Here is a 21926-nt window from a genome sequence, read left to right as displayed (position 1 = left end):
TTAAAAGGTAGCAAATAAAAGTTAAGGCTTTTTGACCACCGCGTAGCGCTGCAATGTCAGCGCACGCGCTTCGGCGTGCTGGACAACAGGCAGGGGGTAATTCTGGCCCAGCGTCACATCAGCGGCAGCAAGCTCGATCGGGCTGGCCAGCCAGGGGCTGTGCAGTGCGGCGCCTGACAGCTTTTCCAGCACAGGCAGGTATTTGCGGATGAACTTGCCTTGAGGGTCGAATTTTTCGCTCTGGCTCACCGGATTGAAAATACGAAAGTACGGCTGTGCATCGCAGCCCGAACTGGCCGCCCACTGCCAGCCGCCGTTGTTGGATGCCAGGTCAAAATCATTGAGCTTTTCGGCGAAATAGCGTTCGCCCCAGCGCCAGTCGATACCCAGGTCTTTCACCAGAAAACTGGCGGTGACCATGCGCAGACGGTTGTGCATGTAGCCGGTCTGGTTGATTTGGGCCATCGCTGCATCGACCAGTGGATAACCTGTCTGGCCATCGCACCAAGCCTGGAAAAGTGCTTGGGCCGAATCGCCTTGCACCCACGCAATTGCGTCGTATTCGGGCTTGAAGGCGCTGCCGGCAACGTGCGGGAAGTTGCTCAGGATTTGCGCATAAAAATCCCGCCAGATCAGCTCGTTAAGCCAGGTCGCCGCCCCTTCGCTGCCCATTTTCTGCTGCTCCAGCGCAATTGCGGCCAGCTTCCTGATTGAGACCGTGCCAAAGCGCAAATGCACGCCCAGATAGCTCGGGCCCTTGACGGCGGGGAAATCGCGGGTTTCCCTGTAATTCACCATGCGTGCCAGGAAATCGTCAAAAAGCGCATCGCCACCCTGGCTGCCCGCGGGGATTTTGAGCGCTGACAGATGGGTGGACTCAAAACCCAGTTCGGCCAGCGAAGGCATATCGCCAGGCTCATCCGCTGGTCTGGCCGCCAATGCCGCCGCGTAATTTTCAACCGGGTAGGGCTTGAGATAAAAGGCGTCGACTTTTTTCAGCCACGCATTCTTGTAAGGCGTGTAGACCGTGTAAGGCTTGCCTGCCAGCGTCAGCACCTCGTTGCGTTCAAAAATGACATGGTCCTTGAAGCTGTGAAAAGCCACACCCCGGACTTCCAGCAAGGCTTGCACTTCAGCGTCGCGCGCCAGGCTGTCGGGTTCGTCGTCGTGGTTGATGAATACCGCATCAACCGAAAGCCGGGCTGCCAGATCGGGCAGGGCATTTTGGGCCGTGTCATGGCGCACCAGCAGGCCCGCTGGCAAGTCGAGATGCTGCAGGCCAAGCTGCGTTAACTGCGCGTTCAAGTCTGTTAATGATTCGCGGATGAACGCAACGCGGCGGTCGGATTTTGGCAGTCCATTGAGAATATCCCGGTCAAAAACGAAGGCGCAAAACACCTGTTGGCACGACTTGAGGGCGTGGTAAAGCGCGGCATTGTCCTGGGCGCGCAAGTCCCGCCTGAACCACATCAGGCCGGTCTGGTATTTTTTGAGCATGTCTTGAAGGGTCTTGATAAATTGTTGGCGCAAGGGTAGCGTGAAAGGCGCGCCCGGTAAATATTCGGCAAACCCGATCAAGCTGATTTTGCCCCTTGGGGCCTTCTGCAGCACGGTACGCTGGCTGTGCGGCAACGCGTAAAATCGGGTGATGTCTACGGAACCTTCATCCCCAATCAACTTCACGCACCACTTCCTTATTGCCATGCCTGGGCTGGAGGATGAAGCCTTTTCCAAAAGCGTGATTTATATGTGCGAGCACAGTGAACGGGGCGCTTTGGGACTCATCATCAACAAGCCCAGCGACATCAGCGTCCAGGGACTTTTCGACAAGGTCGAGCTGCCCTTGCGCCGCGAAGACCTCACGCAGGCCCCGGTGTTCCAGGGCGGCCCGGTGCAGACCGAGCGCGGTTTTGTGCTGCACGAATCCATGATGCCGGGCAACGAGTCGGTCTATGCCTCGACCATGTCGATTCCAGGCGGTCTGGAAATGACCACCTCCAAGGATGTGCTCGAAGCCCTGTCAACCGGGGCTGGTCCGCGCAAGGTGTTTGTATCGCTGGGTTATTCGGCTTGGGGCGAAGGCCAGCTCGAATCCGAATTGCTCGACAACAGCTGGCTCACGGTGGCGGCTGATCTGGACGTGATTTTTGACACGCCGGTCGAAGAGCGCTACGACAAGGCGCTGATGCTGCTGGGCCTTGAAAGCTGGATGATTTCTCCTGTAGCCGGTCATGGTTGAGCCAAAAGGCCCGGCACCCACGGAGGATTCCCAGCCTGAAAAGAGCCTGTCTGCTACGCCGCATCCTGCTGCGGGTTTGCAGACCTTTCTGGCTTTTGATTTTGGCTTGAAGCGTACCGGCGTGGCTTCGGGCAATAGCTTGACGCGCACCGCCACGCCGCAAAATACCATTGCCGCCGAAGGCACAGCCCGTTTCCCACTTATTCAGGCCCGCATCAAGGAATGGCAGCCCGATGCGCTGGTGGTCGGCGTTCCCTTTCATCCTGACGGTGCCAGTCATGAAAACACCGTGCGTGCGCAAAAATTTGCCCGCCAGTTGCGGGGTCGGTTTGGCTTGCTGGTGTTTGAAGTCGATGAGCGCTACAGCACCACCGAAGCCCTGGCCAGCGGTGCCAAAGATGCGGACGCTGCATCGGCCTGCATCATCCTGGAACAATTTTTAAGGAGTCTTCCCCATGAGTAGTCTGGTTCTTGACGCCGAGGCGCTGTACGCCGAATTGCTGCGCGGCATGCGGCTGCAATTCGCTGCGGATGCGCCAGCGCCCCGCCTGGTGGGTGTGGCTTCGGGCGGTGCATGGCTGGTGCAACGCCTGCAAAAAGACCTGGGGCTGACGGAGGAATTCGGCATTTTGTCGTCTTCCATGCACCGCGACGATTTTTCGCAACGCGGGCTGTCGTCCAGCGGCCAGACCGTGCTGCCTTTTGATGTCAATGGCGCGCATTTGATCGTGGTGGACGACGTGCTTTACACCGGACGCACGATACGCGCGGTGCTCAATGAACTGTTCGACTATGGCCGGCCCGCCAGCGTCAGGCTGATGGTGCTGGTCGATCGCGGCGGGCGCGAGCTGCCGGTGCAGGCCGACTTGGCCGTGGCCCGCGTGGTTTTGCCTGCATCGCAGGCGCTGGAGCTGGCCCGCAACGACGATGGCCTTTTCAGCTTTCGGCTGCAAGACCTGGCCAGCCAGCTTGACTCCAAACAGCAATAGGAACCTACAGCGTGTTGTACCGACGAAACCCACAACTCAATAAAAACGGCGAGCTGATCCATCTGCTGTCCACCGAAGGCCTGTCCAAAGCCATCCTGACGCAAATCCTGGACACTGCGGACAATTTCGTGTCAGTCAGCAACCGCGAGGTCAAAAAAGTCCCGTTGCTGCGCGGCAAGAGCGTGTTCAACCTGTTTTTTGAAAACTCGACGCGCACCCGCACCACTTTTGACATTGCCGCCACGCGGCTGTCAGCCGATGTCATCAATCTGGACATCGCGCGTTCATCGGCGTCCAAGGGTGAGTCGCTGTTAGATACCATCGCCAACCTGAGCGCGATGGCCGCCGATATTTTCGTGGTGCGGCACAGCGAATCAGGCGCGCCCTACCTGATCGCCCAGCATGTTGCGCCGCATGTCCACGTCGTCAATGCCGGCGATGGCCGCCATGCGCACCCGACGCAGGGGCTGCTCGACATGTACACCATTCGCCATTACAAAAAAGACTTCAGCAACCTGACCGTTGCCATCGTCGGCGATGTGCTGCATTCGCGCGTGGCCCGTTCCGACATTCATGCGTTGACCACGCTGGGTTGCCCGGAAGTGAGGGTCGTCGGCCCCAAAACTTTGGTGCCGTCTGACATGGCGCAGATGGGTGTGCGTGTCTGCAATACGCTCGAAGAAGGCATCAAGGACGCCGACGTGATCATCATGCTCAGGTTGCAAAACGAGCGTATGACCGGCGCGCTGCTGCCCAGCAGCCAGGAGTTCTCCAAGAGTTTTGGCCTGACGACCGAAAAGCTGCAACTCGCCAGGCCCGATGCCATCGTGATGCATCCCGGCCCGATCAACCGGGGGGTGGAAATCGATTCGGCTGTGGTCGATGGCGCACAGAGCGTCATCTTGCCGCAGGTCACTTTTGGCATCGCGGTGCGCATGGCCGTGATGGGTATCGTTGCAGGAAACGAATCATGAAGTTATTGATTAAAAACGGTCGTGTCATTGACCCGGCCACCGGCTTTGACCAGGTCGGTGACTTGGCGATTGCGGCGGGTCGCATCGTCTCGCTCAACGGCGCGCTGACTGATTTCATGCCCAACAAAACCATCGACGCGACCGGCTGCATCGTGGCGCCGGGCCTGATTGATCTGTCAGTGCGGCTGGGCGAGCCTGGCCATGAACATGAACGCATGCTGGAGAGCGAACTGGCCGCTGCAGTGGCGGGCGGCGTGACCAGCCTGGTCTGTCCGCCCGATACCGATCCGGTGCTCGACGAGCCCGGCCTGGTGGAAATGCTCAAGTTCCGTGCCGAAAAGCTGCACCAGTCGCGCGTTTTTCCCTTAGGGGCTCTGACGCGCGCGCTCAAGGGTGAAGCGCTGACCGAAATGGTCGAGCTGACCGAGTCCGGTTGCGTGGCGTTTAGCCAGGCTGAGGTGCCGCTGGCCAATACGCAGGTGCTGATGCGCGCGCTGCAATACGCGACCACGTTTGGCTACAGCGTCTGGCTGCGGCCGCAGGAAATTCACCTCGGCAAAGGCGTGGCTGCCAGCGGCGCGCTGGCGACACGCCTGGGCCTGAGCGGCGTGCCGGTGGCGGCTGAAACCATTGCTCTGCATACGATTTTTGAGCTGATGCGCGCTACCGGCGCCCGCGTCCATTTGTGCCGGATCAGCAGTGCCGCCGGTGTGGCGCTGGTGGCCCAGGCCAAGGCCGAGGGCTTGAAGGTGACCTGTGATGTCAGCATCAACAGCCTGCACCTGACCGATGTGGACATTGGCTACTTTGACAGCCGGATGCGCCTGAATCCCCCGCTGCGCCAGCAGCGCGACCGCGATGCATTGCGCCAGGGCCTGGCCGACGGCACGATTGATGCCTTGGTGTCAGACCACACGCCCGTTCATGAAGATGCCAAAACCCTGCCTTTCGCCGAGGCCGAACCCGGTGCCACCGGACTTGAGTTGCTGCTGAGCCTGGCCTGCAAATGGAGACATGACAGCGACGCGGGTTTAATGCGGGCGCTGGCGGTATTGACCAGCGAGCCGGCGCGCGTGCTGGGCCATGCGCTGGGAACGCTCCAGGCCAGCGCGGGCCGTCTAGCCAAGGGCGGCGTTGCCGATATCTGCGTGTTCGACCCAAGCAGTGAATGGACGGTGACGCCCGCAACGCTGCGCAGTCAGGGCAAGCACACGCCGTTTTCGGGCTACCAGCTGCCGGGCTGCGTGCGCTACACCCTGGTCGGCGGGCAAGTCGCGTTCGAGCGCGCCTGAGGGTTTGCTGGCAAACGCTTTCATGCGTCAACTTTCATGCGTCAATTAACCGGCGGCTGGCGCATGCTGCGCATACTCGGTCACATTCTGTGGGGTTTGTGGATTGCCGCCGTGCGCCTGCCGCGATTGCAGCCGTCGCAGCAAAGCGCGCAAGTCCAGGCCTGGGCGCTGTCGTTTCTCGGCCATGCCGGCATTGCACTGGAAATTCGCGGCCAGCCGCCCATCACCGGGCCGGTGCTGCTGGTGTCCAACCATATTTCCTGGCTCGATATTCCCGTGCTGCATGCGGCGCGCCACTGCCGTTTTGTCTCCAAATCCGACGTGCAGGACTGGCCGCTGATTGGCACGCTGGCCACGGCCGCAGGCACGCTGTATATCGAACGCAGCTCCCGGCGCGACGCCTTGCGCATGGTGCACCTGATGCGGGATGCGCTGCAAGCCAATGAAGTGCTGGCGGTGTTTCCCGAAGGCACGACCGGTGACGGTCGCACGCTGCTGGCGTTTCATGCCAATTTGCTGCAGGCGGCTGTGGCAGCCAACGCGCCGGTGCAGCCCGTCGGCCTGCGTTTTGTGGACAAGGCCAGCGGCGAGGCCAGCTATGCGCCCAGCTATATTGGCGACGAAACGTTGATTGGCTCAATCTGGCGCACCCTTTGCGCGCCCGCCATCGTGGCGGTGGTGCATTACGGCGAGCCCGAGCGGGCCGAAGGCCGTGACCGCCGTGTCTGGAACGCACACCTGCGCCATACAGTGGATGGTTTGCGTCAGCGCTGAGCTGCTTTGCAGCGGCGCTGGCTTAGCCCTTGAATAGCGCACCGACGGTGCTATCAAATAAATAGCTTCAAGCGCTTGTCCAGCATGCGCCAGCGGTGCTTTTGATGCGGATTTGACTCAAACTTCGCGCACGAAGGTCACCACATGATCCATCTCTGCCCGAATGCCGACCCATTCGCCGACGGCATGGTTGTGGTGGCTGGGAACGTGGGCCAGCACCGTTTCGCCGCTGGCCAGTTGCAGTGTGTAGAGAAACTCCGAACCGCGAAACGCCTTGCGCGTAATTTTGGCTTTTACGGGCGATGCGTCGTCATGCACGATATCGTCTGCACGCAGCAGCACGTCACATTCGCCGCCCGGATAGCTGGACGGCAGCGGGCATTCATCGAGTCCGGTCAGGTCGCCCAGCGGCGTGCGCGCCACCACACCGCTTTCCTGGTGCATGAGCGTGGCGGGAACAAAGACACCGTGGCCAATGAAGTCAGCCACAAAACGTGTGGCTGGCCGGTGGTACAGCGCATAAGCGTCTTCCCACTGGTGCAAATGGCCTTCGTGCATTACGCCGATGCGGTCGCCAATGGCAAAGGCTTCGAGCTGATCGTGGGTCACGAACAAGGCCGTGGCGCCAGCGGCCTTCAGGATGGCGCGCACCTCATGCGCCAGCCGTTCGCGCAAATCAACATCCAGATTGGAAAACGGCTCGTCGAGCAGCAACAGGCGCGGCCCCGGTGCCAGCGCCCGCGCCAGCGCCACGCGCTGCTGCTGCCCGCCTGACAGTTCGTGCGGAAACCGTTTGTGCGCCGTGCCCATGCCGACCAACTCAAGCACCTGGTTGACACGCTGCTCGCGGGCGTCGGCTTTCAAATGCATCAGGCCGAAAGCCACATTCTTGGCCACGTTCAGGTGCGGAAACAGGGCGTAGTCCTGAAAAACCATGCCAATCTGGCGCGACTCGGCGGGAACATGGGTTTGCGGACTGCTGACGAGGTGTTCGGCCAGCCGGATCGTGCCTGCGTGGGCGCGCTCCAGGCCGGCCACGGCGCGCAGCAATGTGGTCTTGCCGCAACCCGACGGGCCAATCAGCACGCCAATTTCGCCCGCCTGCAGGTTGAACGACACGCCATCGACGGACGCATGGGCGCTTCCTGCGTAATGCACCCCGAGTTGAGAGACTTCCAGAAACATCGGTTTATTGTAGATGCTTACAATTCTCATTTGCAGTAACTCACTGCATACATTACGGCGCAAGCGGGTAGGGCACGGCCCCTGCCGGTGCCCGCCTTTTTTTCGGGTCTCCATGCGCCGCGCATTCTTTTTCCGCTTTCTTCCCTCCGCTTTGCTGGTGGTGCTGGTCTTTTTTTTGACATTGCCGGTGTTGGCGGTGGTGCTGTCCTGGCTGGAATTTGACAGCGAAGCGCGCTCCATCCTGAGCCAGATGCTGCAGACGGTGCTGCCCGACTACACCTGGACATCGTTATTGCTATGCCTGCTGGTCGGCGTGGGCGTGGCCACCATCGGCATGGCCACGGCCAGCGCCGTCACGCTGTTTGAGTTTCCGGGACGCCGCATTTTTGAATGGGCCTTGCTGCTGCCGCTGGCCATGCCGGCTTATGTGCTGGCCTATGCCTACACCGACTTTCTGCAGTACGGCGGCCCGCTGCAAAGCGGGCTGCGCTCGGCTTTCGGATTGCAGGGGCGTTTGCTGCCCGAGGTGCGCAGCCTGGGTGGCGCGGTGCTGGTGTTCACGGTGGCGCTTTACCCGTATGTGTATCTGCTGGCGCGCACCGCCTTGTCGGAGCGCGCCGTGCATCTGATGGAGGCGGCCAGATTGCTGGGCGCGCCGCTGTCCCGTCGCATTCGCCAGGTCGCCTTGCCGCTGGCGCGTCCGGCCGTGGCCGCCGGTGTGGCGCTGGCGCTAATGGAAACACTGGCTGATTTTGGCGTGTCCAGCTACTTTGGCATCCAGACCTTCACCGCCGGAATTTACAAGGCCTGGTTGTCGATGGACAACCGCATGGCGGCCGCGCAGCTGGCCACCGTGCTGCTGGTCTTTGTCGCGGTGCTGCTGCGCATTGAGCACAGCGCCCAAAAGCGCATGCGTTTTGCCGCCGGCCGGGGCGCGCGCGCAGGCGCTGCCGATGCCGCGCCGGTGCAACTGCGCGGCGCGCGGGCGGCGCTGGCCTGGGTAATTTGCGCTGCACCGATTGCGTTTGGCTTTGTGTTACCGGTGCTGTTCATGTTGCGGCCTCTGTCGCTGGGCTGGGACAACCTGCTGTGGGACCAGTTCGTCAACTGGACGCTCAACAGCCTGTGGCTGGCCGGTTTGAGCGCCGTGCTGGCGACCGCACTGGCGCTGGCGCTGGCGTTTGCGGTACGGCGCCAGCCGGATGTGCTGACCCGGGGCGCCGTGCAACTGGCCAGCCTGGGCTATGCCGTTCCGGGAGCGGTGATTGTGGTCGGCCTGCTGCTTCCCGTTGGCTGGCTGCAGGCCGCCGCGCCGCAGACCGGCGCCGGTTACTGGATTACCGCCACGGTGCTTGGCGTGGTCTGGGCCTATCTGGTGCGCTTCAGTGCCGTGGCGCTGCAAAGCATCCAGAGCGGCTATTCACGCATTCCGGCCAGTTTTGACGACAGTGCGCGCATGCTCGGCACCACCGGCGCAGGCCTGTTGGCACGTGTGCATTGGCCGCTGCTCAAGCGCTCGGTGGCGGTGGCGGGTTTGCTGGTGTTTGTCGATGTGATGAAGGAGTTGCCGGCCACGCTGGTGTTGCGCCCCTTCAACAGCGACACGCTGGCCGTGGTCACGTACCAGCTGGCGCGCGACGAGCGGCTTGGCGAAGCGGCATTGCCGGCCTTGGCGCTGGTGCTGGTCGGGCTGCTTCCAGTGGCTTTGCTGAGTCGCACGCTTCGTTCCAGATAACCCGCCGGCCTGTTCTGAAGGGCTTTGCCGATGCTTTTCGGCTCAGCTGTAGGCATGAGACTACGCATTGAAAACCCGCAAACCTACCTTTGAGTTCTGGCGTCTTCGCTAGTATTTGTCATCTGCAAACAGAGTTTCCTTCGACAGGACGCCTTTGCCAAATTCAAGCAGATTTCAATAATTTTGAGGAGAGAACATGAACCAAGATCGCGTAGAAGGTAACTGGCTTCAATTCAAGGGAAAAGTGAAAGAGCAATGGGGTCAGCTGACCGATGACGATCTGGATGTCATTGCCGGCAAGCGTGACCAGCTGCTGGGCAAGATTCAGGAACGCCACGGCGTGACGCTGGAAGAAGCTGAAAAGCAAGTTACCACCTGGCATCAAAGCAACCCGACCAATTTCTTCGAGCGCTACTGAGCCTGGCTCGCAGCGGCGAAAAAACCTTTTTGCAACTGACCCATCAATTACCCAAGGATTCCCCATGAAAACCAGACTCCTCATGCTGACCGTCGCCATGTCCTGTATGTTTGCCGGCAGCGCCATGGCCATGACCAAGGCCGAATACAAGACCCACAAAGACCAGATCAGCGCTGACTACAAAGTCAACAAAGACAAGTGCGGCACCCTGAAAGACAACGCCAAGGACATCTGTATGTCCGAAGCCAAGGGCGCTGAAAAAATTGCCAAGGCCGAAATGGAAGCCCAGTACAAGCCCAGTGCCAAACACACACGCGATGTCGCCATGACGAAGGCCGATGCCGCTTATGACACGGCCAAGGAAAAGTGCGATGACCTGGCTGGCAATGCCAAGGATGTTTGTGTCAAGGACGCCAAGGCTGCCCATGTCACCGCCAAGGAAAACGCCAAAGTAGCAAAGGCGGCTATGGAAACCAGCAACAACAAAGCTGAAAAAATGGCGGATGTGAAAAAAGACGCCAATGCTGAAAAGCGTGAAGCCAATTACAAAGCCGCCAAAGAACGCTGCGACAGCCTGGCCGGTGCCGCCAAGGACACTTGCCAGAACGACGCCAAAGCCAAGTTCGGCATGTAATTTTTGTAGCCGGATTGGCGGTTTAAGCCAATCCGGCAAGGTGCAGGCCTGAGGGCAAAACTGACATAACCCGCGTTGAATGACGCTTTTTCATGTCAAATCTCCCCTAGGCAAAAGCCTCAAAAAAATCTCGCGACTGTGTAAACAGCGCGGGATTTTTTTATGCACTCACTACGTTTTTAATAGCTGTCAGCGCCCGTCTGCTGTGCGCAACAGGCCTGTTCTTCTTGAATTTAGCTGCTCAATGCCATTGCAGACGCTCCAAAACCTTTGCCGTCGGCGGGTAGGCCGTTCTATTTTGAAAAATCGGATTTGCACACGCCAGAGGCTTGCCTGTCAGCTCGCCGCGCTGGCTGAAAAATTTCTGGCGGCGTTTTAAACTCAACGGCGTTTCTGCGCCCTGGCTGGCGCTGGCGCCGCAGCAGCGCCGCTGACTTCACCCCGTTTTTTTCAAAGGTTCGCATGATTGCTCAGGATGGCTTGCCCACACGCGAACGCCTGCGCGCGTTGGTGGTGATTGTTCTGGGCATCGTCATGGCGGTGCTTGACGGCACCATCGTCAACCTGGCCTTGCCCGACATCACGCGCGCACTGAATGCCTCTGCCGCCCAGTCCATCTGGGTCATCAACGCCTACCAGATTGCCACGCTGGCCTTGCTGTTGCCGCTGGCCACGCTGGGCGACATCGTCGGCTATCGGCGGGTTTATCTGGTGGGCATGGCGGTGTTTGCCGTAGGCTCGGTGGCCTGTTCGATGGCCGAATCACTGCCCATGCTGGCGCTCGCCCGCGTGCTGCAGGGCATCGGCGCGGCGGGCCTCATGAGCGTGAATGCAGCGCTGGTGCGGCTGATTTATCCGGCGCGAATGCTGGGACGCGGTATTGCCATCAATTCGATGGTGGTGGCGACGGCTTCGGTCGCCGGGCCTTCGCTGGCGGCGGGCATTTTGTCGGTAGGCTCGTGGCCTTGGCTGTTTGCCATTAACGTTCCGTTGGCCTTGCTGAGCCTCTGGCTGGGCCGCAAGGCTTTGCCGGTTAATCACGCCAAAGCCGCAGGGGCGCGCTTTTCGCCGCTGGACGTGGTGCTGAACGGGTTGATGTTCGGGCTGGTTTTTCTGGGCATTGACGGGCTGGGTGCGCGCGGCGATGCCGGTGCGGGCAGCAGTACGGCAACGCCGCTGTGGCTGGCGCTTTCCGAACTGGTCGCGGGGCTGGTTGTGGGCGTGGTGTATGTCCGGCGTCAGCTGTCCGAGCCGGTGCCGCTGTTCCCGCTGGATCTGTTGCGTATTCCGGTATTTGCGCTGTCTATGGGAACGTCGGTGGGTGCGTTTTGTGCCCAGACGCTGGCTTTTGTCGGGTTGCCTTTTTTATTGCTGGGCAGCTATGGCATGAGCCATCTGACTGCTGGTTTGCTGTTGACGGCGTGGCCGCTGAGCATTGTGGTCATGGCGCCACTGGTGGGCCGGCTGATTGGCCGCTATCCGGGCGGGTTGCTGGGCGGCATCGGGCTGGGCCTGCTGTCGCTGGGGCTGGTGGCGCTGGCTTTGCTGCCTGCGCAGCCCTCCAATGCCGACATCGTGTGGCGCATGGTGGTGTGCGGCTTGGGTTTTGCGCTGTTTCAGTCACCCAACAACCACATCATCATCACCTCCGCGCCCCCGCACCGCAGTGGTGGCGCCAGCGGCATGCTGGGAACGGCGCGGCTGACCGGGCAGACGCTGGGGGCGGTGTTGCTGGCGATTATTTTCAGTTTTCTGGCGCCGAACGGCGGGCAGGGGCCGCTGTTTGCGCTGTGGCTGGCCGCCGGTTTTGCGGCCGTGGCGGGCTTGTGCAGCGCGCTGCGCATCAGAAATTCCTGAACCTTCCGACGGGCCAAAGCGTGCAACCGGCTTTGCCTTCAGGCAGCGACGCAGGCTTCATCGACATATTCAAATGACGAGGGCTGGGGTAAAAGCTTTTGCAGCGTATGCGCAATGCGTAGCAGGCGCGGGTCGTCCTCGTCTGCTTCGTCGCAGGTGTCGTTGATGCAAAAGAAGGGCAGCTGTCCAAAGTGCGCCAGCAGCGTGTCAAATTGCTGCGCCGCCTGCGGCGCGCCGGTGCTGATGAACAGCGGGTTGAGTACCTGTTGCTCGGCATAACCCGCCTGCACCATCCAGCGCGGCGCCAGATCTGAAATGATGGGCGGAATGCGCCAGGAGCGAAAAACGGTCGAGCGCACCTGCGCAAACCAGTCGGGCGCGAGGCGTTCGAGTTCATGCATCAAACTTTTGCGCATGGCGCGCGGCGCGTGCGAATACACCTGTGCCCTATGGCGATAGCCAGGAAAGCGTTGCGCCAGCCATTGCCCCGACTGAATGGACGCGTTGACCAGCGCCGTTGCCTGCGGGGTCAGCGTGTCGGGGTGCCGGGTCGATGAAGGCTCCATGAATACTTTCAGGCGCTCGCCAAACCACCATTCAGGATCAACTTTCTGGCCGAAAAAAACATCGTCATTCAAGTAGAAAAAACGCTCTGACAGCCCCGGAATATGGTGCAGACAGGACTCGATGTGCCCGGAGTCGAACACTGGCGCGCTGCCGGGCGCCAGCAGACTGCGGTGATCCACCACCGTCAACCCGCTGGAAGGCCGCAGCCAGGCCGGCTTTTGCCCGTCGGTGACAAGGTAAACATGGCCGTGGTCAGGGAAAAACAGCTCCAGCGCCCGCAGGCTGAAGAGCAGCTCGGAGTTGTCGCGGTAACGCCCCGCCACATTGCCGAACACGGCAAGCTGCTGCGGGTTTTTTTGTGCCCAGGCAGCATAGGCGCGCTGGCGCTTGTTCAGCCAGACCGGATCAGCGCCATTGACCCATAAATAAACAATGTCGATCTGCGCGGCATTTTTCTGCCGACGCGGGGCTGAAGTCTTCAATGCTTGTTACCTTTACTACGCATCACCGCCATGCCGCCAGCACGAATTACGTCGCCAGCTTGAGACATCAGCTGGTACAGACTCATTTAGAGATCCGCCGTGCCAGAAAACTGATTTTATGGGTCATAAGTGGCCATTGTGCTTGCTGCACCTGCGCAAGCAGCTATTAAAAAAATAGCATTATTGGTTAAAAAACGAAACCTGTATTAACCGGCAGCCCTCTGGCAGGCTGGGCTTTAATTCGTCCGTGCTGAAAACAAGGTGCGTTTTAAAAGCGCCCCTATTGCGCGATGTTGCCGCAGACGACAGGTTTGCGCATTCATAGGCTTACCGTTCGACCTCATCGCAGCCGCCCTTGCGCCGGTTGCCGTTGGCTTGACCAGAGAGCTTTACCGCCACTTCACCGCAAGGTCTGCCCATCCCGAAAACCTCGCCTGGATGACTGCTGGCGCGGCCGCGTTCGTGGCTTGCGCCAAGCTGATTTAAAACACGCTCTGGTGTTCGGCGAAATGCGCTTGAGGCAACAAAAACCCCGCTGTAGCGATGAACTGCGCGGGTTTTGAGGGGGTATGACACGACCTGATTTGATCAGGTGGGCCAGCCTGAGCGCCAGACCTCAAGCCGTGAGCCGGTGCCGTGCCTGGCTGGCTGATCTGGTGCCGGTGTCGTGCCGTGCCGTGCCGTGCCGTGCTGGTGGCCGGTGCCGGTGCCGGTGCCGGTGCCGGTGCTTGGCTGATCTGGTGCTGGTGCTGGTGCTGGTGCTGGTGCTGGTGCTGGTTGGGGTGGCGGTTCGGTTCGGTTCGGTTCCCCGGTGCTGATCGATGGTGTACGCCGCGTGAGACACTGACGATGAACATGCACCACGTGCGGTATGGCCCCCCTATAGGTTCTCCTGGGGCGTCGGGCCGTGAGGGTAATTCGACCCCCGCGCTTTCCTTGCTGGCAGGGTTTTAAAAGCAGGTTTACCAGGTTAATTTGGTTTACTAAAAGCCGGTTAATTAATGGTTGCGGGCGGTGTTGTGTCTGACGACCGGCAAGCCACGCGCCCGGCCCCCGCCGCCGCGCTGTTGCACGGGGTGCATAGGGGGTTGTGTTGTGGCCCCCCTCTTTTTTCTCATCAATGTGAGAATGTGCCCCCAACTCCTGAAAATATGCCCCCAAATGTGCCCCCAGTTACCCCCGGAACGTGTCGCACTTTACCGGACGTTAAAGAACGACAGGGTTTAGCTTTTTAAGAGTTTCCAGAGGAGAAAAGAAAAAAGCCGCACGTCTTTGGACGTAAGCGGCTTGAAATGTGGTGTCGCCAACAGGAATCGAACCTGTATCTAGCACTTAGGAGGCACTCGTTCTATCCGTTGAACTATGGCGACACGTCTTGGCAGGTTGCGAAGAACCGGAATTGTATGCGCTGAACGCGGGTTGTTGAAGGCGGGCGCTTTCAGGCTCAGTCGTAGGGCACGGTAAAAATCAGGTCTATTGCGCTTTGCTCGCCCGCCTGGGCACGCAGCGTGAAGCGCTGCGACAGGTCATAGAAAACAAACAACGTTCCCAATGCGCCAGAAATACTGCGTTCATAGGCTGCATAAAAATTGCGCGAAAACCGTTTTCCCAGGGTAATGGCACCGCCAGTGGCCGTGCCGTCGGCATTGTTGGATGAACCCCGGAACGACAACTCGTCCAGGCCCAGCGAGGCGGCCAGACCGCCCGACATGCCGCCGCCTTTGCTGCCCAGCAGCGCAAGCGCAGCTTGCTGCAGCAGAGCCGCTTCGGCGCCACCGGCTGCCGAGGGCCGGCCCACAATCAGCCAAGACAGTTTTTCCGCATCAGGCAGTTCAGGCTGCGCATACAGGCGCACGCTGGGCAGCAGGGCGGTGCCGGTAATTTGCACGCCGACGCGTTGCGTGAGGTTGGGGCGAATCGCCAGAATATCGAGCGTCGGGTTGTCAATCGCGCCGGTAAAGCGGATCACCCCTTGCTCGACATCGAGCCGCTGGCCGTAGGCGCGGTATTGCCCGCCAAAGGTTCTGAGCGTGCCGACCAGCCGTGGCTCGCTCAGTGAATTGCCACTGAGTGCCAGCGTGCCGCGAATCCGCGTGTCAATGCCTTTGCCCTGAATGCGGAAGTCGCGCCCCAGGTCAATATCTACCGCCAGCTTGAGAGGCCGGTTTGCCTTGTCAACGGTTTCATTGCTGGTTTTTTCAGGGGCTTTTTTGCCCGCTGCCGCGCCGCTGGCAGTGCGCACGATGACGTCATCGCCCAGTTGCGGCGTGCCTTCATCGGGCAGGATGATGCGCGCCTTGTCAATCACCAGCTTGCCGGTCAGTTCGGTCTGATCACCCTGGAGCCTGGCCTGCACGTCACCCGAAACAGTGAGCTGCCGGTCGGTGCGGATGCTGGCGCGCAACTGCTGCAATTTGGCGTCGAGCTGAACCTGCGGTTTGCCGTTGATCCAGCCGGCTTCGCCCTGCGCTGTCAGGCTGCCGCCGGTGCCTTTTTCGCCCGCGCCTTGCAGCGTGAATTCGTTGATGCGCATGCGCGTACCGTCCAGCCGGGCGCGCAGGCGGCCATTGCCAAATTCGATGCCATCGACGACTGAACGCAAGGCCAGGTCGTTGGCCTGCAAGTCGCCGGCCAGGTTGGGGGCTGCACGGGTTCCGCTGATTGTCACATCGGCCCCGAGCGAGCCGCGCAGCCGCCAGCCGGGCGGCGCCAGCAGCGACCAGACGCCGATGCGCGGCAATTGCGCCCGAAGCTGGCCGTTGAGGGGCGCGTCTGCAGGCCAGAGCCAGCCGCCCACGCCTTGCCCATCAGGCGCGCGAACCAGCCGTGTTTTGAGCTGACCGTCGGCGGTGCCGGCGCGTTCGCTGTTCCAGCGCAAGGCCAGCGTCAGCGCGTCGCCTGCGGTTTCCAGAGAGATGCGGGCCTCCTTGATGCCCGCTGCCACGCGCGTCGCATTGCCAGGCACGCCTGGGGCTTCTACGGTGATGTCGCCGCTGCTGCGCGCCAGGCTGGCCTTGACTTTGAGGCTGTTGTTGAGCACGGCGTCCCATTGGCCCTCAAACACCAGCGTGCCGCCCAGGCCTGCGCCCTTCATCTGTGGGCCAGCCAGCAGTTCGACCCAAGCAATCGGCAGCCCCGTTATTTTTCCGGCGGTCACCAGTTCACCCGCACGCCAGCGCACGGGTTGCCATGACAGCGTAGCCTGGGAGGGCGGGGTGCTTGAGGCGGTGCTTGCGGGTGCCGTCAAAAGCGCCTCGCCAGAGCCGCTTTCAAACGCGCCGCCTGTGCGTGAAGGTGTCCACTTCAGGGCAACCGGGGCACGCGTTGCAAGCCGCCATGCGCCGCTGCCCAGTGCCGGGTCTTCAACGCTCAGGCTCAATTGCTTGACCAAGCCTTTCCAGGCTGATTCGCCAAGGGGCGTGTTGGTATTCGCAGGCTTCAACCGTCCGCCATCGACGGCCACTTGCAGGGCATAGCGGCGCTGGTCGATTTCGACCCGGCCTTGCACGCCCAGTTGGGCTTGAGTCAGTCGGCCCGACAGCGTGGCTTGCAGTTCTCGAACTTTCAGCAGATTGGCGCTTGCTGCAGCTTTGGGGGCGGTGACGGCCTTGGCAGGCGTGTTGGCTGCAGGTTTTTTCGGGGCTGGTGCTTTGGATGCGGCTGGAATCCAGTCTAGCGACGGCACATCGAGTTTTGCCTGCAAGGCCGGGTCTTGCCAGCCGCCTTTCCATTGGGCTTGCAGTTCGGCGCTGCCGCTGGCCGAGGCGCTCAACACCGACGCGGGCATGCCGGGGAGCTTTTGCAGCCAGCGCAGCGCCTGGGCTGCATCGCGGCCGCGCACGCTCAATTCGCCAGCGCCGCTGGTGGGGCGCATTTCGCCATTCAATTTGGCTTCCAGCCCTGGTGCTGACAAGGCCAGCTTGCCCTGGCCGCCTTTTTGGGCGGGCTGCACCTCAAGCTGACCGCTGAGTTCGGCGTCGCTGGTGCGTACTTGCAGGGCCGACAGCGTCAAGGTGCCTCCTGCCTGTTGCGCATTCCAGCTGCCGGTGGCGCTGGCATCGCGCAAGCGCAGTTGCTCCAGCAAGTTGTTTTGGCCCGAGTGGGTTCGGGGCGCAGGCCGTTTGACGGCGTTGGCCGCGCCACGCGCTGTCTGGACGCTGGCATCAAAACGCGTGATGGCGCCCTGGCCATTAACTTCAGCCCGGCCATCGAGTGGCAAGGGAGCCAGTTGGGTATGCAGCTGGGCCGGGTTGATGTGTTTGAGGGTGGCGTTCAGTTGCCATGCCTGTGCAGGTGCCGTGGGCTCTGCCGTGGCAGGTGCTGTGGCTGGCGATACGGATGGCGGCGCGGCGGGTGGTGCGGGCGCCCATTCGCCGCTGGCCAGCAATTCGCCGCCGCCCAGTTGTGCTTTGAGGCTGCGCACCAGGGCCGCGCCATCTCGCCATTCGCCTTGCGTGTCCAACTGCTCGACCGGCAAACGTTGCTGATCCCAGGGGCCGGGCAGGCTATTGGTCAGTTGCAACTGCAAGGCCCAGGCCGGACTGGCTGCCGTTGGACTGGCGTTTTCGAGCGGCTGAACGCTGGCGCTGCCGCTCAGCAGGGTTTGCGGCGCTTGCGGCAGCAGAGCGGCAAGGTCCAGGTCACGAAAGGTTGCCTCTGCTTGCGGCAAAGGTTGCGCCGCCCAGGGCGTGACGCGGGCGCTGGCGCTGGCGTGGGGCTGCAGGGCGGGTTTTTTGGCATCGGCTGCAGACGCTGTGGCGGCGGCGGTCATCTGCAGCTCTGCCTTGACCTGCATGTCAGTCAGTGGGCCGTTGGCGGTCGCCTGGAAGGTCAGCGGCACAGGCTCCGGGTTGTTGGGCACAGTAACGGCCAGCGCACCCGACAAGGTGGCCTGCAGCGTGAGCGGCCCGGTCGATGTCAGCACCGCCCGTCCGCTGTAAAGGCCGCTGGCGTACTGCGTGCTTTTCAGATCAAACTGATGCTGCAGGCCGTTGTACGCATAGTTTCCGGCGATATCGGCAACCGTGAACGCGGCCTTGCCTTTGTATTCAAATTGACCGACAAAAAAATCGTCCAGCGCTATCTGCAAAGGCAAACCCAATGCGTTAGGTGGAAGTGTTGGCGTGGGTGACGGTGGACGCGTGTCCGTGACCTCAATGCTGGCTGCTGACAGCCGGTTGAGCTTGAGCGTGCCGTGCAGCAAAGACCAGGGCTGCCAGGACAGCGTGACATCGCGCGCATCGGCATTCAGGCCGTCTTGCTCCCAGTTCAACTGGTCAACATGGCCGCCTGCGCGCAAGGAACCGGTGGCATTTTCAAACTTCAGCGGCTGTGACTGGCTGGCCCATTGCAGGCCTGTGGCGAGCGAGCCTTCAGTACCAGCCCACCACCACAATGCGCCCGTGGCGCCGACAGTCAGGGCGATCAGGCCGCCTGCCACGCGGGCCGAAGCTTTTAACCAGCTCCTGGCTGGCTTGGCGGCGCGTTTGGCCTTCGTGTTTGCGGGTTTGCTGGGTGTGGCCATCAAAAGACAAAGCCTACGCTGATGTGCAGACGCGCCTGCTTGACCTTCAGGCCATAAGCCAGATCAATCTGCAGCGGACCAATCGGGCTTTTCCAGCGCACGCCGGTTCCGATGCCGAAGGAAGGACTCAGGTCTTGCGGTTTGTCGGCCACAGCGCCAGCGTCGACAAATACCGTCTGCTCGAATTCGTTGGACCGGCCTTTGAGTGTGATGGGGCGTTGCCACTCGATGCTGCCAACCGCCATGTAGCGGCCAGGGCCAATCACCCCATTGGGCAGCGCAATGCCGATGTCCCGGTAGCCATAGCCGCGCACCGTGTTGTCGCCACCGGTGCGAAACAGTTGTGTGGAAGGGATGGGCGCCGTGTCTTTGCCCAACACCGCGCCACCTTCTGCGCGCATGGCGATCCGGCCGTTGTCAAGCGGCAAAATGCCGAGCCAGCGGCCCACCGTACGCGTGAACGGCTGGCGCACCTGACCCAGCGTGGTACCACCGCCCAGTTCAAAGCCAAGCGCATAGCCCTTGCTCGGGAAAGGCGTGCTGTCAAAGTAGCGGCCAGTCCAGATGTAATTGGCCGTCAGCGCCGAGCCGTTGCCGGTCGTGGCGGCGGAATTGCCGGTGACTCCCGTTCCCTGAACATTGGCGCGGTCGTACTGCACGTAAATATTGCGGTCAATCTGGTCGCCGACCTGCGAACGGCCAAAGCGCAGGCGCTGCGCCTGGGTGATCAGCTCGTTGTCATTAATGCGCTCTATGCGGCCCAGCGCGCCCCAGCGCCAGTTCGCCTCGTCGGGAATGGAGAGCCAATCGGTTTGCGCAGAGGGCGATTTTTTCTCCAGCTGAAGCTTGGTCGTCGCGCGCCAGCCGATGCCGGGCACCCGGTGGTGCGTATGCTCCAGCGTTGCGCGTGGGCCATTGTCCGTGGTGACACCGACACCGAGAACAACTTTTTGCAGCTTGGCTTCACGCACCTGAACCTGCACAGGAACCGCCTGCGGGTCGTTATCGGGGTTGATAAAGACATAGGCCGAATCAAAGTAGCCGCTGGACGCCAGCCGTTGCTGCGCCTGCACGAGGTCATTCAAATCGTAAATATCACCCTGATTCAGGCGTGCCAGACGGGGCACCAGCACCGGGTCATAGCGTTCCACGCCGCTGACCTGCATCGGCCCGAGCCGATAAAGCGGGCCGGAATCCAGGCTCACGGTCAAGCTGGCGGTATGCGCCGGGGCATCCACGTCGGCCAGGCTGCCGGCCAGTTTGCCGGCCGGGTAGCGTCGGGCGACCAGCTGACGCAAAGCCTGGGTTTTTGCGCCGCTCCAGGTATCCTGGGTGAAGCGCAGGCCAGTCGGCAAACGCCAGTCTTGCTCGATTTCAGTGCGCTGCGCTATCGCGTCAATGTCTGGCGAGTCGGCAATATCACCTAAAAAATTAATCGCTACCGGGCCGATCTGCGTGGCTTGACCGGGTTCAACGGCCACCACGATGACGGGGCGCTCATTGACCCCGCCTTCGCGCGTAATGCGGATCTCAGGGCTGAAATAACCCAGCGTGCCGACCAGGTTGCGGACATTGCGTTCGGCCAGCACGATCAGGCGCGCCAGCTCGGACTCGTCCAGATCGGTGACGGCGCGGTAGCGCTGCAGTTCAAGGTGCTTTTCAAGCATCTCCTTGATTTCTGACGGGGCGCGGACTGATATGTCAAAAGCCGTCACTTCGGGCTCTGCGCTGGTCGGGCCGACAGCGCCTTGCGGCGTGGCCTCGGGCTCGACTTTTTCGGGCGGCGGTTCAGGCGCGGGCGCGGTTTGCTTGACGCTCGACGGCGGTGTGGAAGTAGAAGATATCGAAGGATCTGCTGGCGGCGCTACGGGTGCAGCAGTTTGTGCCTGGGCCGCAGGCCCAAGGAGCAGGGCCGTCAGGGCCAATGAGGTGAGCGCTAAACGGGCCGGAAGTGGCGTGGCGCCAATGGCTGTCTGCATGCAGTGGGTACTGGAATGGGTCACGGGCCGGAGTTTACGTTGACATTATTTCGAGAGCAGCCGAATGGCTTCTTCAAGCCCTTTCAAAGTCAGGGGATACATGCGCTGGCCCATCAACTGCTGGATCACGCTGATGCTCTGGCGGTATTGCCAGATGCCCTGTGGCTCGGGGTTGATCCAGGCGAACTTGGGAAAGGCGTTGGTCAGCCGTTGCAGCCATTCAGCGCCGGCTTCCTCGTTGTTGTATTCGACGCTGCCACCCGCCTGCAAAATCTCGTAAGGACTCATGGTGGCGTCGCCAACGAAGATCAGCTTGTAGTCCTTGTTGTACTTGCGGATGATGTCCCAGGTCGAAAACTTCTCGGCAAAGCGGCGGCGGTTGTTCTTCCACATGAAGTCATACACGCAGTTGTGGAAGTAATAGAACTCAAGGTGCTTGAACTCGGCCTTGACGGCGGAAAACATTTCTTCTACGCGGTGAATGTGGTCGTCCATGGTGCCGCCCACGTCCATCAGCAGCAGCACTTTGACGTTGTTGTGGCGCTCGGGCACCATCTTGATGTCGAGCCAGCCGGCGTTGGCGGCGGTGGAGCGGATGGTGTCGTCCAGGTCAAGCTCTTCCTGGTTGCCCTGGCGGGCGAACTTGCGCAGGCGGCGCAGCGCCACCTTGATGTTGCGCGTGCCGAGTTCCTGCGTGTCGTCGTAATCCTTGTAGGCGCGCTGGTCCCAGACCTTGACGGCGCTGCGGTTGCGGCTTTTTTCCTGGCCGATGCGAATGCCTTGCGGGTTGAAGCCGTTAGCGCCGAAGGGCGAGGTGCCGCCGGTGCCAATCCATTTGCTGCCGCCCTCGTGGCGCTCTTTTTGTTCTTCAAAACGTTTTTTCAGCGTTTCCATGAGCTCGTCCCAGCCCATTTTTTCAATCTTGGCCTTGTCCTCGGGGCTGAGTTCGAGCTCCAGGTTCTTGCGCAGCCATTCGAGCGGAATGTCCTTGGTGAAGTCGGCCACCATCTCCACGCCCTTGAAATAGCTGGCAAAGGCGCGGTCAAACTTGTCGTAGTGCTTTTCGTCTTTCACCATGATGGTGCGGCTGAGGTAATAGAAGTCGTCAATCTTGTAGGCGCCTTCGCTGATCTCGTCTTCAGGCCCATCGAGCTTGCCGCTGTTGGGCCCGACCACACCGGCCTGCAGCGCTTCGAGCAACATCAAAAATTCCTTGACGGAAACCGGCAATTTGGCCGAGCGCAAGGTGTAGAAAAAATCAATCAGCATGGTTTATT

The 21926-nt window shown here is 61.0% G+C and carries 17 protein-coding genes and 1 tRNA gene; 11 read left to right on the top strand and 7 right to left on the bottom strand.

Going from position 1 to position 21926, the window contains the following annotated elements; all coding sequences use genetic code 11:
• Positions 1–21 precede the first annotated feature (21 nt).
• A complete protein-coding gene (locus RCH06_RS10080; RefSeq protein ID WP_327081327.1) occupies positions 22–1497 on the bottom strand; it encodes a cryptochrome/photolyase family protein in 1476 nt (491 codons plus the stop codon).
• A 151-nt stretch (positions 1498–1648) separates the two neighbouring features.
• On the opposite strand from RCH06_RS10080, the gene RCH06_RS10075 reads away from it, so the two are divergent.
• From RCH06_RS10075 to RCH06_RS10050, 6 genes are read left to right on the top strand one after another with little or no spacing between them, the layout of a single operon-like run.
• Positions 1649–2239, top strand: a complete 591-nt coding sequence (locus RCH06_RS10075) for a YqgE/AlgH family protein (protein WP_327081326.1) — start codon at positions 1649–1651, stop codon at positions 2237–2239.
• Positions 2232–2702 carry a Holliday junction resolvase RuvX gene (ruvX, locus tag RCH06_RS10070; protein WP_327081325.1) on the top strand — a complete coding sequence of 157 codons (471 nt, stop codon included), beginning with the start codon at positions 2232–2234 and terminating at the stop codon, positions 2700–2702. Before RCH06_RS10075 ends, ruvX begins: the two co-directional genes overlap by 8 nt.
• The gene (gene pyrR / locus RCH06_RS10065) at positions 2695–3228 is read left to right on the top strand and encodes a bifunctional pyr operon transcriptional regulator/uracil phosphoribosyltransferase PyrR (protein WP_327081324.1); all 534 of its coding nucleotides are present in this window, start codon (positions 2695–2697) and stop codon (positions 3226–3228) included. The genes ruvX and pyrR overlap by 8 nt, the downstream gene beginning before the upstream one ends.
• 11 nt (positions 3229–3239) lie before the next feature.
• Complete coding sequence (locus RCH06_RS10060; protein WP_327081323.1) at positions 3240–4202, top strand: aspartate carbamoyltransferase catalytic subunit; 963 nt, start codon at positions 3240–3242, stop codon at positions 4200–4202.
• Positions 4199–5494, top strand: a complete 1296-nt coding sequence (locus RCH06_RS10055) for a dihydroorotase (RefSeq protein ID WP_327081322.1) — start codon at positions 4199–4201, stop codon at positions 5492–5494. Before RCH06_RS10060 ends, RCH06_RS10055 begins: the two co-directional genes overlap by 4 nt.
• A gap of 36 nt (positions 5495–5530) precedes the next feature.
• Positions 5531–6268, top strand: a complete 738-nt coding sequence (locus tag RCH06_RS10050; protein WP_327081321.1) for a lysophospholipid acyltransferase family protein — start codon at positions 5531–5533, stop codon at positions 6266–6268.
• A 117-nt stretch (positions 6269–6385) separates the two neighbouring features.
• Here the strand turns inward: RCH06_RS10050 and RCH06_RS10045 are convergent, their stop codons facing one another.
• Positions 6386–7453, bottom strand: a complete 1068-nt coding sequence (locus tag RCH06_RS10045; protein WP_327081320.1) for an ABC transporter ATP-binding protein — start codon at positions 7451–7453, stop codon at positions 6386–6388.
• 112 nt (positions 7454–7565) lie between these two features.
• Here RCH06_RS10045 and RCH06_RS10040 point away from each other — a divergent pair, with 112 nt between their 5' ends.
• From RCH06_RS10040 to RCH06_RS10025, 4 genes are all read left to right on the top strand, one after another.
• Positions 7566–9188 (top strand): ABC transporter permease, encoded by a 1623-nt coding sequence (locus RCH06_RS10040; protein WP_327081319.1) that lies wholly within the window; start codon positions 7566–7568, stop codon positions 9186–9188.
• 196 nt (positions 9189–9384) lie between these two features.
• Positions 9385–9606: a CsbD family protein gene (locus RCH06_RS10035; RefSeq protein ID WP_327081318.1), complete on the top strand. Its 222-nt coding sequence runs from the start codon at positions 9385–9387 to the stop codon at positions 9604–9606.
• A gap of 64 nt (positions 9607–9670) precedes the next feature.
• Positions 9671–10240, top strand: coding sequence for a hypothetical protein (locus tag RCH06_RS10030; protein ID WP_327081317.1), 570 nt, complete (start codon positions 9671–9673; stop codon positions 10238–10240).
• Between the two features lie 462 nt (positions 10241–10702).
• Positions 10703–12097 (top strand): MFS transporter, encoded by a 1395-nt coding sequence (locus RCH06_RS10025; protein ID WP_327081316.1) that lies wholly within the window; start codon positions 10703–10705, stop codon positions 12095–12097.
• A 38-nt stretch (positions 12098–12135) separates the two neighbouring features.
• Here RCH06_RS10025 and RCH06_RS10020 read toward each other — a convergent pair whose 3' ends face one another.
• The gene (locus RCH06_RS10020) at positions 12136–13146 is read right to left on the bottom strand and encodes a Stealth CR1 domain-containing protein (RefSeq protein ID WP_327081315.1); all 1011 of its coding nucleotides are present in this window, start codon (positions 13144–13146) and stop codon (positions 12136–12138) included.
• A gap of 569 nt (positions 13147–13715) precedes the next feature.
• Here RCH06_RS10020 and RCH06_RS10015 point away from each other — a divergent pair.
• Positions 13716–13964: a hypothetical protein gene (locus tag RCH06_RS10015; RefSeq protein WP_327081314.1), complete on the top strand. Its 249-nt coding sequence runs from the start codon at positions 13716–13718 to the stop codon at positions 13962–13964.
• A gap of 477 nt (positions 13965–14441) precedes the next feature.
• Here the strand turns inward: RCH06_RS10015 and RCH06_RS10010 are convergent.
• From RCH06_RS10010 to RCH06_RS09995, 4 genes are all read right to left on the bottom strand, one after another.
• Positions 14442–14516: transfer RNA gene (locus RCH06_RS10010), tRNA-Arg, on the bottom strand.
• Positions 14517–14590: 74 nt separating this feature from the next.
• Positions 14591–18670, bottom strand: coding sequence for a translocation/assembly module TamB domain-containing protein (locus tag RCH06_RS10005; RefSeq protein WP_327081313.1), 4080 nt, complete (start codon positions 18668–18670; stop codon positions 14591–14593).
• Positions 18670–20673 (bottom strand): autotransporter assembly complex protein TamA, encoded by a 2004-nt coding sequence (locus RCH06_RS10000; protein WP_327081312.1) that lies wholly within the window; start codon positions 20671–20673, stop codon positions 18670–18672. Before RCH06_RS10000 ends, RCH06_RS10005 begins: the two co-directional genes overlap by 1 nt.
• A gap of 21 nt (positions 20674–20694) precedes the next feature.
• Entirely contained in the window at positions 20695–21918 is a 1224-nt protein-coding gene (locus tag RCH06_RS09995) for a vWA domain-containing protein (RefSeq protein WP_327081311.1), read from the bottom strand.
• Positions 21919–21926 lie beyond the last annotated feature (8 nt).

This window comes from Polaromonas sp. CG_9.5 (genome assembly GCF_035984465.1).
Lineage (GTDB): Bacteria > Pseudomonadota > Gammaproteobacteria > Burkholderiales > Burkholderiaceae_C > Polaromonas.
The sequence above is the reverse complement of the archived record's forward strand: the minus strand, read 5'-3'. Positions and strand labels throughout refer to the sequence as shown.